We start from the raw sequence: 12,988 nt of genomic DNA on the forward strand, positions 1-12,988 counted from the left end.
AAATGCAATTAAATGCGGAAGATTTAGTAAAAGGATTGAATCCACAACAGAAGAAGGCGGTCGAAGCCACAGAGGGACCTCTTTTGATTATGGCTGGGGCAGGAAGCGGGAAGACGCGTGTTTTGACGCACCGTATCGCGTATATGATGAAAGAGCGTGGCGTAAATCCTTATAATATTTTGGCGATTACGTTTACGAATAAGGCGGCGCGTGAGATGAAAGAGCGTGTTGGTAATTTGCTAGGACCAGAAGCGGAATCGATTTGGATTTCGACGTTTCACTCGATGTGTGTGCGAATTTTGCGCCGCGATATTGAACGAATTGGATTTAACCGTAATTTTACGATTTTGGATGGCGGGGACCAGCTTTCGGTTATTAAAGGCATTTTGAAAGATAAGAATGTGGATGCGAAGAAGTTTGAGCCGCGTGGGATTTTGGCAGCGATTAGTAATGCGAAAAACGAGCTGATGAACGCCGAGGAGTACAAAAAGGAAGCGTTTGGCTTTTTTGATCAGATGGTTGCGGATGTGTACGTGGAATATGAGAAGAAGCTGAAAAAGAATCAGTCGCTTGATTTCGATGATTTGATTATGGTCACGATTCAGTTGTTTGAGCGCGTGCCGGACGTGTTGGAGTTTTATCAGCGGAAGTTTCAGTATATTCACGTGGATGAGTATCAAGATACGAACCATTCGCAATATATTTTAGTGAAGTTGCTGGCGGCACGATTCCGTAATTTGTGTGTTGTTGGGGATTCGGATCAGTCGATTTATGGTTGGCGTGGTGCGGATATCACGAACATTATGACGTTTGAGAAGGATTATCCGAATGCGCAGACGATTTTGTTGGAGGAGAATTATCGGTCAACGAAGCGGATTTTGGCAGCGGCGAATCGTGTGATTGAGAACAATAGTAACCGGAAACCGAAAAATCTCTGGACGAATAATGATGAAGGTAAGAAAATTTTCTACCACAAGGCGTTGACGGAGAAGGAAGAAGCTTCGTACGTTGTTGGTAAAATTCAAGAGATCGTGAAGGAGACGAGTCGTCCGCTTTCGGATTTCGCGATATTGTACCGGACGAATGCGCAGTCGCGTGTCATGGAGGAATTTTTCATGAAGTCGAATATGGCGTATCAAATGGTTGGGGGCACGAAGTTCTATGATCGTAAGGAGATCAAGGATGTGCTGGCTTACTTGCGTCTGATTTCGAATAACGATGATGATATTAGTTTAGCGCGGATTATTAATGTGCCAAAACGTGGTGTCGGTGCTGGTTCGATGGATAAAGTGGCGAACATGGCGGCGGCTTATGATTTGACGATTTTTGAAGTGTTGGACCGGATTGAAATGGTCGGGTTATCGGCGAAGATTTCGAAACAATTGGTGGAGTTCCACGACTTGATCAGGGGCTTTACGCAGATGCAAGATTATTTGTCGGTGACGGAGCTGGTGGAGCAGGTACTCGAGAAGTCTGGATATCGGGCGATGCTTGAGAACGAACGGACAATTGAGGCGCAGACGCGTTTGGAGAATATTGATGAGTTCTTATCTGTCACGCAAAACTTTGAAAAGGAAAGCGACGACAAAACGCTGATTAGCTTTTTGACGGATTTGGCGCTTGTTGCTGATGTGGATAAGTTGGATGAAGAGGACAGATCTCGTGGTGCGGTAACGCTCATGACGCTGCATTCGGCGAAAGGCCTCGAGTTCCCGGTTGTCTTTTTAGTGGGACTTGAGGAAGGGATCTTCCCGCATAGTCGAGCGCTTATGGAAGAAGATGAGATGGAAGAGGAACGTCGATTGGCGTATGTTGGTATCACGCGTGCTGAACAGGAATTATATATCACAAGTGCCTTTTCACGGATGTTATATGGTCGTTCAACGGCGAATAAGGAATCGCGTTTTATCGATGAAATTCCAGATGATTTGATTGAAATGGCGCATGAAAACAGTTTGACAGAAGTGCCGTTTGCCAAGTCATCGATGCATAGTAAATCGGTGGTTGGTTATAGTGCGTCTGGCGCTGAGAAAGAGGCGTGGACGGTTGGCGACAAGGCGAGTCATAAGAAATGGGGCGTCGGAACGGTTGTCAGCGTGAAAGGAACGGGGAGCAACATGGAACTTGATATTGCCTTCCCAAGTCCAACTGGGGTAAAACGATTGCTGGCGGAATTTGCGCCTGTTGAAAAAGTATAAGTAGGTGAAGCGAAATGGCTGAAAGAGAACGTTATGAAGAATTAATAAAGGAACTGGAGCGGCTTAGTTATGAATACTATGTCGCGGATAACCCAACATCTCCGGATTCCCTCTATGATCAACTTTTGCATGAATTGATTGCTTTGGAGGAAAAAAATCCGGATTGGGTGACACCAGAATCGCCGTCGCAGCGTGTTGGTGGGGAAGTGCTTGCTGGTTTTCAGAAAGTGGCGCACGAAACGCCGATGCTAAGTCTTGGCAATGCGTTCAATCATGAGGATTTGCGAGACTTTGACCGCCGTGTGCGCGAGAAAGTTGGCGAGGACGTAGCTTACATGTGCGAACTCAAAATTGATGGTTTAGCGGTTTCTTTGCAATATGAAGCAGGGAAGTATAAACGCGGTGCAACACGTGGTGATGGAACGGTTGGCGAGGATATCACGTCGAATTTAAGAACGATTCGATCGATTCCGATGACGCTACAAGAGCCGTTCACGATTGAAGTCCGCGGAGAAGCGTTCATGCCAAAGCAGTCATTTCAAAAACTGAATGAAAAACGAGAAGAAGATGGCTTGGAGGTCTTTGCTAACCCGCGAAATGCGGCAGCGGGATCTCTGCGTCAATTAGATACAAAAATAGCGGCATCACGAAACTTGGATATTTTCTTATATGCGGTTGCGGATTTCGGTGATATGGGCGTCGCGACGCATAGTGAAGGTTTGGCACACTTAGAGAAACTAGGCCTGAAGGTGAACAAAGAACGCCGATTGTGCCAGTCTCTTGAAGAAATTTTTGCGTATATTGAGGAATGGACGGCAGCTCGTTCAGGACTTGCGTATGACATCGATGGGATTGTCATCAAGGTGGACAGCTTAGAACAGCAACGGACGCTTGGCTTCACTGCGAAGTCACCGCGTTGGTCGATTGCTTATAAATTCCCAGCTGAGGAAGTCGCCACAAAACTGTTAGATATCGAGCTTGGCATCGGGCGCACTGGCGTTGTGACACCAACTGCGATTCTAGAACCGGTTCGTGTAGCTGGAACAACGGTTGGTCGGGCATCGCTTCATAATGAAGATTTGATTCGCGATCGTGATATTCGGATTGGTGACACGGTTTTGATTAAAAAAGCGGGCGACATCATTCCTGAAGTGATTCGTGTGGTGGAGGAAGACCGGACGGAGGAGCAAGTTCCGTATCACATGCCGACGCATTGTCCAACGTGTGAGAGTGAGCTGGTTCGCTTGGAAGGCGAAGTTGCCTTGCGTTGTATTAACCCAAAATGCCCAGCTCAGCTAAAAGAAGGTTTGATTCACTTTGTTTCGCGTAATGCGATGAACATTGACGGCTTAGGTGAAAAAGTCGTCGTTCAGCTTTTCGAACAAGAATTAATTACAGATGTAGCAGATTTGTTTTTCCTTTCGGGTGAAAAACTGGTAGAATTAGAGAGAATGGGCGAGAAGTCTGTTCAGAACCTACTAGCTTCGATCGATAAAAGCCGCGATAATTCTTTGGAGAAACTGCTATTTGGACTTGGTATTCGTCATGTTGGTGCGAAGGCAGCGAAGGTCTTAGCACAGTATTTTGAGACGATGGACGCGCTTCGTGTCGCTGAAAAAGAGGCTTTGATTGAGGTGCCTGATATTGGTGAAAAAATGGCGGACTCGATTGTTGCTTATTTTGAGAATGAAGAAGTGCATGATTTGTTAGCGAAGTTAGAAAAAGCCGAAGTAAATATGGTTTATACAGGTCCAAAACTGGAATTGATGCCAGAAGAGGCGCTTGTTTTTGCGAATCAGAAAGTTGTTTTAACAGGGAAATTAGAACATCTGAAGCGTGAGGAAGCGAAGGCGTTGATTGAAAGTTTAGGTGGAAATGTAACGGGGAGTGTAAGTAAGAACACGGATGTTGTTGTGGTAGGAAGTGATGCAGGCTCCAAATTGGCGAAAGCTGAAGAATTAGGGATAGCCGTATGGAGTGAGCAAAAATTAATGGAATATTTACCAGATGAAGGTGGTCAAAACAAATGAAAAAATTACTAGTCGTTTCCCTTAGCACCGCTCTTTTACTTGCAGGATGTGCCCCGAGCCTCAATTCGGATGAACAGGTTGTACAGAAAAAAGACACGAAGCAAGCGGAAACAGGTATCATGACAAAAAATCAGATTTCCGCGGATTATTATAAAACTGTTTTGCCGTATAAGGCCAGTAAATCACGTGGATTAGTCGTTTCGAATATCAACTCGCGCTATGACATCAATGAGTTGGAATCAGGCTTGATGCGCGTTTCCCAACAAAGTTATTCCCCAGATGATTATCTTTTTCAAGAGGGGCAATATTTGACAACAGAGACGTTGACGAAGTGGTTAGATCGTTCGAGCGATAAGAATAAAGATGGTCTGAATCCGAAAGATAATGGCAAAAGTGATGATCAACGTGCCCCGATTTATTTGGCGCATATTTTAGAACAAGATTATTTGAAGAAAACGGATAAGAATACGGTAGGACTTGGCGGTATTTCGATTGCTTTGGCGATGAATTCTGTGGATTATTATCAGAAAGAGAAATATGGCGCTACATTTGAGCAAAATATTTCGGACAGCCAACTGCTTTCGCAAGGGAAAGAAATGGCGGCTACTGTATTGAACCGAATTCGGGCGACAAAAGGCTTGGATTCTGTACCAGTAACGTTTGCGATTTATAAGCAAGGGAAGCGTGACGGTGTTGTTCCAGGTAACTTTATTGCTTCGGCGAGTGCGGATGCCGCGAGTCTTGGCAAATGGAAAACAATCGATGAGAAAAGTTATGTCTTGCCGTCAGCCGATGCGAAATCGGATCATAAGACGGATAACACATCATTTGAAGATTTTAAAGCTGATATTGAGAAATATTATCCAAACTATACAGGCGTCGTTGGGCGTGCTCGTTATGAAGACGGGGAGATGGCAGATTTAAATATTGATATCCCGTTACAATTTTATGGGGAAGCTGAAATTATTGGGTTTACACAGTATGTGACCGATTTACTCGGAAAACATCTCTCGACAAATGCAGCAATTCAGGTTAATATTACTACAACTGATGGTACTGCGGCTCTGATTACGCGTAAAGCGAATGATGATACACCAACAGCACACATCTTTGACTAAATAAATGGATGTTACTCCAGATAAATCGGCGACAAGCGCTCGTACTCCACAATTTTGGTGGACTTCCGGTTCTCGTGTACAAATCGTACACTCCGCTTCCGGCTCCAACCAAAATTGCGGAACACAAACGCTTTCGCTCGATTTGTTTAAAGCGAAATGGAGAGCCTAAACTATAAAATATAGGCTCAGTTGGCTGGGGTAATCGAAATATTAAAGGAGGAAAAATTTTGACAACTATTTCAAAAGAAACAGTAGAGCGAGTGGCGAACTTGGCGCGTTTAGAAGTGAGTGACCAAGAGGCGGAAAACTTTGCGAAACAATTAGGAAACATCATTCATATGGTGGAGAAATTAGATGAGCTGGATACGGCGAATGTCGAGCCAACGTCGCATGCGATTGAAGTATCAAATGTGCTACGTGAGGATAAATCGATTGCAGGCTTGCCGCGTGAAGAAGTACTAAAGAATGCGCCAGATAAACAAGATGGCATGTTTAAAGTACCGACAATTATGGAAGACTAATTCAGACAAATCAGGAGGGAATTAATTTGGGATTATTTGAGCATTCGGTAAAAGACTTACATGAAAAGCTTGTGAAAAAAGAAATCGCGCCATACGATCTTGTGAAAGAATCGTTTGACCGTATTGATGCTGTTGAGGATAAAGTGAAATCGTTCATTACGTTAAATCGCGAGAAAGCGCTAGATGTTGCGGAAGAACTTGGGGATGCTGGAATTGATCCGAAAAATATGCTAGCTGGACTTCCAATCGGAATTAAAGATAATATCGTGACGAAAAACCTGCGTACGACTGCTGCGAGTAAAATTTTGGAGAACTTTGATCCGATTTATGATGCAACGGTTATGCAAAAATTGAAAGCGGCACAAACAATCAATATCGGAAAAGTGAACTTGGATGAGTTTGCAATGGGTTCATCAACGGAGAACTCTTATTTCCAAACAACAACGAATCCGTGGAATTTAAATAAAGTACCTGGTGGCTCTTCGGGTGGTAGTGCTGCAAGTGTTGCTGCTGGTGAAGTATTATTTTCATTGGGATCAGATACTGGTGGTTCGATTCGTCAACCTGCTGCATTCTGTGGTGTTGTTGGGATGAAACCTACATATGGCCGCGTTTCCCGTTATGGTTTAATTGCCTTTGCTTCATCACTTGATCAAATTGGACCAATTACGCGTACAGTGGAAGATAATGCGTATTTGTTAGAAGCTATTTCTGGTGTGGATCCTTATGACTCAACGTCTATCGATCAACCAGTCGAGAATTTCGCTGCTCATTTGACAGGGGATATTAAAGGTCTGCGCATTGGCGTGCCGAAAGAATATATCGGTGAAGGCGTGGAGCCAGGCGTGAAAGAAGCGGTTCTAAAAGCATTGAAAACATTAGAAGACTTAGGCGCAACTTGGGATGAAGTATCGTTACCTCACTCTGAATATGGCGTTGCAAGTTATTATATTTTAGCATCGAGTGAAGCATCTTCCAATTTGGCTCGTTTTGATGGCGTACGTTACGGCTATCGTTCACCAAATGCCCACACTTTAGAAGAACTTTACAAAAAATCACGTGCAGAAGGCTTTGGCGATGAGGTCAAACGTCGTATTATGCTTGGAACTTTTGCGCTTAGCTCGGGTTATTACGATGCTTACTACAAAAAAGGGCAACAAGCACGTACGCTGATTAAGCAAGATTTCGCGAATGTGTTTAAAGATTATGATGTTATTATCGGTCCAAGTGCACCAACTGTCGCATTTGATATCGGTGGCTTGATTCATGATCCAATCACAATGTACCTGAACGATTTGTTGACGATTCCGATTAACTTGGCTGGACTTCCGGCGATTTCGGTTCCTTGTGGGCTTTCAGAAGGTATGCCAGTCGGTTTGCAAGTGATTGGTAACTACTTTGATGAAAAAACGATTTACCGTGTCGCACATGCGTTTGAACAAGCTACAGAATTCCATAAAGAAAAACCAAGTTTATAAGGGAGGGCGAGACATATGAATTTTGAAACAGTAATCGGACTTGAGGTCCACGTAGAATTGAAAACAGAATCCAAAATCTTTTCGCCGGCACCTGCTCATTTTGGCGCTGAACCGAATACAAACACACATGTGGTCGACCTTGGGATGCCAGGCGTTTTACCAGTTTTGAATAAAAAAGCAGTGGAATATGGTATGAAAGCAGCGATGGCAATCAACTGTGAAATCGCAGAACATACGAAATTCGACCGTAAAAACTACTTTTATCCGGATAATCCGAAAGCATACCAAATCTCGCAATTCGATAAACCAATCGGCGAACACGGCTGGATTGATGTGGAAGTAAATGGCGAGAAGAAACGTATCGGTGTCACACGCCTTCATTTAGAAGAAGATGCTGGTAAAAACACGCATACATCGCACGGTTACTCACTTGTTGACCTTAATCGTCAAGGGACGCCGCTTGTTGAAATCGTGTCTGAACCAGATATGCGTACAGCTGATGAGGCATATGCTTACCTTGAAAAAATCAAGTCGATTATCCAATACACAGGCGTTTCGGACGTGAAAATGGAAGAGGGCTCGATGCGTTGCGATGCAAATATCTCAATTCGTCCAGTTGGTCAAGAAGAATTCGGCGTGAAAACCGAGCTTAAAAACTTGAATTCATTCACCAATGTACGTAAAGGTATCGAATATGAAATCAAGCGTCAAGCAGAAGTTCTGATGGCGGGTGGCATTATTGAACAAGAAACACGCCGCTTTGAAGAAGCGACGGGTAAAACGACGTTGATGCGTATTAAAGAAGGTTCGGATGATTATCGTTATTTCCCAGAGCCAGATTTGGTAGATTTGTATATTGATGACGCTTGGAAAGAACGTATTCGTGCTGAAATTCCAGAGCTTCCAGATAAACGCCAAGTGCGCTACGTTGCTGATTTAGGCCTTCCAGCATATGACGCGATGGTACTTACGCTTACAAAAGAGATGTCCGATTTCTTTGAAGCAACGATCGCAAAAGGTGCCGATGCCAAACAAGTTTCTAACTGGTTAATGGGTGAAGTTTCGGCGTATCTAAACGCAGAGCAACAAGAGCTTGAAGATACGAAATTAACACCTGACAATCTAGCGGGCATGATTGGGCTTATTGAAAAAGGTACCATTTCATCTAAAATCGCGAAGAAAGTTTTCCGTGAGTTGATTATGAACGGTGGCGACGCGGAAGAAGTTGTAAAAGCGAAAGGTCTAATTCAAATTTCCGACGCTGGCGAACTAAGAGGTATCATTTCTGGTATCCTTGACCAAAACGAGCAATCCGTGACTGATTTCAAAAACGGAAAAGATCGCGCGGTTGGTTTCCTAGTTGGACAAGTTATGAAAGCCACAAAAGGCCAAGCAAATCCAACGATGGTCAATGAAATTTTAGTGGATGAAATGAATAAACGCTAAATAATATCCAGAGTTACTGGGAGCATCGATACAGCTCCTAGTAACTTTTTTTGCGTATTGGTTATCTTCAAAATGGGTTTTTGAGTAGTAATTTGGTATAATGGTAAGTATTCGGGGCTGTGACAAACGTAAAAATTAGTCTGATGATATGGACGAAGCGTTTGTATTCAGATTTGAGAGGACGGAGAATATACTATGCAAAAACGAGCGCGGGTGATTTACAACCCAACATCAGGGCGAGAGATTATCAAGAAAAACCTGGCCGATGTGCTGACAATATTGGAGAATGCAGGATATATAACGAGCTCCCATGCGACGACACCAGCGGAAAATGACGCGAAAAATGAGGCGCGAAAAGCGGTGGAAGATCGCTATGATTTAGTTGTTGCGGCGGGCGGCGACGGTACAATCAATGAAGTTATTAATGGCATCGCAGAGCAGGATTATCGACCGAAAATTGGGATTATCCCGACTGGTACGACGAATGATTTTGCACGGGCGCTTAAAATTCCACGAGACGTGATCAAAGCAACGGAAATCATTGCCAAAGGCGCCAGTGTCGCGATGGATATTGGAAAAGCGAATGACACGTATTTTATTAATATTGGCGGCGGTGGACGGATTACCGAGCTGACGTATGATGTTCCGAGTCGCTTGAAAACGATGCTTGGTCAGTTGGCGTACTATTTGAAAGGCATTGAAATGTTGCCATCACTCAAACCAACACAGGTGAAGGTCGAATATGATGATGGAATTTTTGAGGGCGAAGCGATGTTCTTCTTACTTGGACTTACGAATTCGATTGGCGGCTTTGAAAAAATTGCGCCAGATGCAAAATTAGATGATGGCAAATTCTCATTGATTATCGTGAAAAAAGTGAACCTAGCGGAGTTTATTCGTCTGGTGACACTAGCCTTGCGAGGGGATCATATCAAGGAGCCAAACGTAATTTATGTGAAATCGGAAAAGGTCATTGTGCACTCAGACGAACAGATGTTAATCAATTTGGATGGGGAACTTGGCGGCGAAACACCAATGACCTTCCAAAACTTGAAGCAACATATTTCCTTCTTTGCGAATGTGGCGGATATTCCAGCATCGGATTTAAATAACAAACAAATGGAAATGATTGATTAGTAACCGAAATTATAAGCTGAATGACTCTTAGACAGGACAATGTCATTTGATATTCGTAATATACCTCACCATAACTGTAATCTTTGTAAAGAACTTGTATTAATCCGTAAAATGCGATATAATGGAGTAAGCTGTTATGACACAGTTAGAAACAAGGAAGAAGGTGTTTGCGACTTGAAAAGCAGTCGTGTAAGCCGTTTTATTATTGGTTTGTTGGCATGCATAGCCATCGGGGGTGCAGCCTTTCTTATATTTTGGAATGTGCAGGCAGAAGAAGTGATGCCTGAGGTTGATCAAGCGAAATTAATGGATAGTAATAGAACGTGGATTAAAACGAACACAAGCATTGCGATTGGACCGAATCTGAATGTTCCTATCAAAGGGGACAGCACGGTAACGAGCATCGCAAGCAATGGCGATTTAATTCTCGACACAACGAATGAAGCTGTTTTAACAAAAATGGCCAAAGTAGACTCGAAATATCAAGCGATGGATCGTTTTCGAGTTAGAATTTTTGCGAACAAGGTATCAACGGTGATGAACCCAGCAGCATTCCAGTATACACATGATAAGGTGGATGGCTTTTTGACGAGCTATTCGATTTTGAATGGAACCTTGGATAAAACGGCGGGAAAAAGCTTTGGGCTTACCGCAAAATCAGGAACAACGATGCAGGTCAATGAGAAGTTGGAGACGGTGTATTCAAGTAATCTCGCTTCAAAAATCGCACCAGTTTTAGGCATCAATCCGAAGATATCGAGTCAATATTTAGAAGATGAATTCAATATTAAGACTGGGGAAACAGTGACTGCCTATCCTAGACAGATGGAATATCAGTTTAGCGCTGAGAAAACATCGCTTGTCTTTTTTAAAGGGGATAGCGACGAGGAGATTACGCAACCAGTTGGATTGGAATATGTGATTAAGGAAAAAAGATAGGTGTGCACCTATCTTTTTTTTGGTATAATGAAGAGTCTAGATATGAGAGGGAGGGCAAATATGGGTGCTCCAGTGAGTAAGAATGAGTGTATTGATGTTGTTTTTGAGGATTTAACGCATGATGGCAATGCTGTCGCGAAGATAAATGGTTATCCGGTTTTTGTGCCGCAGGGTTTGCCGGAAGAGATGGCGCGGATTAAGGTTATTAAGACGAATAAGAACTACGGATTTGGCAAAATTATTGAGTTGATGAAGGAAAGCGCGGATCGAGTGACGCCGCCTTGTGCTGTTTATTCGCAATGTGGGGGTTGTCAGTTGCAGCATTTGAGTTATGACGGGCAACTGCGCGTGAAGCAGAAACAAGTGGAGCAAGTGATGAAGCGGATTGGGAAGCAGCATGTCGAGGTATTTCCGACGCTTGGTATGGCGGAGCCTTGGCGTTACCGGAATAAGGCGCAGGTTCCAGTTGGGTTTGTGAACGGGAAATTGGTCGCGGGATTTTATCAGCAGCGCTCGCATCAGATTATTGATATGGATACGTGCTTGATTCAACACGCACAAAATGACGCGGCAATCCAGATAGCGCGTGGTGTTTTTGCGAAGTATCATATTGAACCGTACGATGAAACGACGCGAAAAGGAGTGCTGCGTCATTTGATGACGCGTTTTGCGACGACGACAGGCGAATTGATGCTTGTGATCGTTACAACGAAGCCGAATTTTCCGAATAAGGAGCAGATTGTGGCGGAGTTGGAGACGGCGATTCCTGGTTTGACATCGCTTGTTCAGAATGTGAATGCGGCGAATACAAATGTGATTTTTGGGGATCGTACGGATGTTTTGTGGGGTCGTGAGTACATTATGGACACGATTCACGGGATTTCTTTTGCAATTTCGGCGCGGTCGTTTTATCAGGTGAATCCGGAGCAGACGGAAGTTTTGTATGCGGAGGCGCTGCGATTGGCGGAACTGACGGGCGAGGAGACGGTGATTGACGCGTATTGCGGGATCGGCTCGATATCGCTTTGCTTGGCGAAAGAGGCAAAGCATGTGTATGGTGTGGAAATTGTGCCGCAAGCGATTGAGGATGCGCGCGCGAATGCTAAATTGAACAAGATGGATAATGTCACGTTTGAAGTTGGGAAAGCGGAAGAGGTGATTCCGGCTTGGTTTAAAAATGGTATCGTGGCAGATGTGCTTGTCGTTGATCCACCGCGTAAAGGCTGTGACGAGGCGCTACTTGAGACAATTTTAAAAATGAAACCGAAGCGGGTCGTGTATGTATCGTGTAATCCATCGACATTAGCGCGGGATATGTTGGTGTTGACGGATGGTGGTTATGTGGCGAAAGTTGTTCAGCCTGTAGACATGTTCCCTCATACCACGCATGTGGAGTGTGTAACGGTTCTAGAAAGACGCGCGTAATTTGCAAGTCCTCCTAAATTAAGTTAAAATAACACGTGATATAGTATAGAATTTTAGAGTGAGGTGTTCTTTGATGGCAGCAGGTGAAATGACGCCTAAAGTAGATGAATATTTAGGTAAGGCGAAGAGGTATAAGGACGAATTTGCGGAATTGAGAAGAATAGCGCTGGAATGTGGCGTAACAGAAGATATTAAATGGAAAAATATTTGTTTCATGTCGGAGGGCAAGAATGTTTTTTTGATACATGGTTTTAAAGAGTATTTCGCGATTTTATTTATGAAAGGTGTGCTGTTTAAGGATCCGAATGGTATTCTAATTCAGCAAACGCCCAATGTGCAGTCGGCGCGCCAGATCCGGTTCACGAGTTTGGAGCAGGTTTTGGAGATGGAGCCGGTTATTAAGGCTTATATGGAGGAAGCAATCGCCGTTGAAAAATCAGGGGCGGAAGTGGAATTTAAAAAGCAGGAAGAGGTAGGAATTCCGGAAGAGTTACAGCTGAAATTCGATGAAATGCCGGCTTTTAAAGAGGCGTTTGAGGGATTAACACCGGGACGTCAGCGCGCTTATATCCTGTTTTTTGCGACGCCGAAACAAGCGAAAACGCGGGAATCGCGGATTGAGAAGAATGTTGACCGAATTATGGATGGTATTGGATTGAATGATCGATTTTAATAGAGACATGAGGAGGAGACAGA

The 12,988-nt window shown here is 43.9% G+C and carries 10 protein-coding genes; all 10 read left to right on the forward strand.

The annotated features are described in order from the left end of the window. Positions 1–2: 2 nt before the first annotated feature. Positions 3–2,198 carry a DNA helicase PcrA gene (pcrA, locus tag HPK16_RS10960; RefSeq protein ID WP_181676999.1) on the forward strand — a complete coding sequence of 732 codons (2,196 nt, stop codon included), beginning with the start codon at positions 3–5 and terminating at the stop codon, positions 2,196–2,198. 14 nt (positions 2,199–2,212) lie between these two features. Beyond that, the gene (ligA, locus tag HPK16_RS10965) at positions 2,213–4,228 is read left to right on the forward strand and encodes an NAD-dependent DNA ligase LigA (RefSeq protein WP_181677000.1); all 2,016 of its coding nucleotides are present in this window, start codon (positions 2,213–2,215) and stop codon (positions 4,226–4,228) included. Then, positions 4,225–5,346, forward strand: coding sequence for a CamS family sex pheromone protein (locus HPK16_RS10970; protein WP_181677001.1), 1,122 nt, complete (start codon positions 4,225–4,227; stop codon positions 5,344–5,346). The genes ligA and HPK16_RS10970 overlap by 4 nt, the downstream gene beginning before the upstream one ends. Positions 5,347–5,573: 227 nt before the next feature. Beyond that, positions 5,574–5,867 carry an Asp-tRNA(Asn)/Glu-tRNA(Gln) amidotransferase subunit GatC gene (gatC, locus tag HPK16_RS10975; RefSeq protein ID WP_181677002.1) on the forward strand — a complete coding sequence of 98 codons (294 nt, stop codon included), beginning with the start codon at positions 5,574–5,576 and terminating at the stop codon, positions 5,865–5,867. A gap of 26 nt (positions 5,868–5,893) precedes the next feature. Next, positions 5,894–7,345: an Asp-tRNA(Asn)/Glu-tRNA(Gln) amidotransferase subunit GatA gene (gene gatA / locus HPK16_RS10980; RefSeq protein WP_181677003.1), complete on the forward strand. Its 1,452-nt coding sequence runs from the start codon at positions 5,894–5,896 to the stop codon at positions 7,343–7,345. Between the two features lie 15 nt (positions 7,346–7,360). After that, positions 7,361–8,791, forward strand: a complete 1,431-nt coding sequence (gene gatB, locus HPK16_RS10985) for an Asp-tRNA(Asn)/Glu-tRNA(Gln) amidotransferase subunit GatB (protein WP_181677004.1) — start codon at positions 7,361–7,363, stop codon at positions 8,789–8,791. A 195-nt stretch (positions 8,792–8,986) separates the two neighbouring features. Continuing rightward, positions 8,987–9,928 carry a diacylglycerol kinase gene (locus HPK16_RS10990; protein ID WP_181677005.1) on the forward strand — a complete coding sequence of 314 codons (942 nt, stop codon included), beginning with the start codon at positions 8,987–8,989 and terminating at the stop codon, positions 9,926–9,928. A gap of 174 nt (positions 9,929–10,102) precedes the next feature. After that, positions 10,103–10,867: a hypothetical protein gene (locus HPK16_RS10995; RefSeq protein ID WP_181677006.1), complete on the forward strand. Its 765-nt coding sequence runs from the start codon at positions 10,103–10,105 to the stop codon at positions 10,865–10,867. Positions 10,868–10,927: 60 nt separating this feature from the next. Further along, the gene (gene rlmD / locus HPK16_RS11000) at positions 10,928–12,292 is read left to right on the forward strand and encodes a 23S rRNA (uracil(1939)-C(5))-methyltransferase RlmD (RefSeq protein ID WP_181677007.1); all 1,365 of its coding nucleotides are present in this window, start codon (positions 10,928–10,930) and stop codon (positions 12,290–12,292) included. 73 nt (positions 12,293–12,365) lie between these two features. Further along, the gene (locus HPK16_RS11005; RefSeq protein ID WP_181677008.1) at positions 12,366–12,965 is read left to right on the forward strand and encodes a YdeI/OmpD-associated family protein; all 600 of its coding nucleotides are present in this window, start codon (positions 12,366–12,368) and stop codon (positions 12,963–12,965) included. Positions 12,966–12,988: the final 23 nt, after the last annotated feature.

It is taken from the genome of Paenilisteria rustica (genome assembly GCF_013820765.1).
In the GTDB taxonomy this organism is placed as follows: Bacteria; Bacillota; Bacilli; order Lactobacillales; family Listeriaceae; genus Listeria_A; species Listeria_A rustica.

Bases quoted from the DNA above. Each gene is read 5' to 3' on its own strand.
- pcrA (WP_181676999.1), top strand. From the start codon at position 3: ATGCAATTAAATGCGGAAGATTTAGTAAAAGGATTGAATCCACAACAG.
- ligA (WP_181677000.1), top strand. From the start codon at position 2,213: ATGGCTGAAAGAGAACGTTATGAAGAATTAATAAAGGAACTGGAGCGG.
- HPK16_RS10970 (WP_181677001.1), top strand. From the start codon at position 4,225: ATGAAAAAATTACTAGTCGTTTCCCTTAGCACCGCTCTTTTACTTGCA.
- gatB (WP_181677004.1), top strand. From the start codon at position 7,361: ATGAATTTTGAAACAGTAATCGGACTTGAGGTCCACGTAGAATTGAAA.
- HPK16_RS10990 (WP_181677005.1), top strand. From the start codon at position 8,987: ATGCAAAAACGAGCGCGGGTGATTTACAACCCAACATCAGGGCGAGAG.
- rlmD (WP_181677007.1), top strand. From the start codon at position 10,928: ATGGGTGCTCCAGTGAGTAAGAATGAGTGTATTGATGTTGTTTTTGAG.
- HPK16_RS11005 (WP_181677008.1), top strand. From the start codon at position 12,366: ATGGCAGCAGGTGAAATGACGCCTAAAGTAGATGAATATTTAGGTAAG.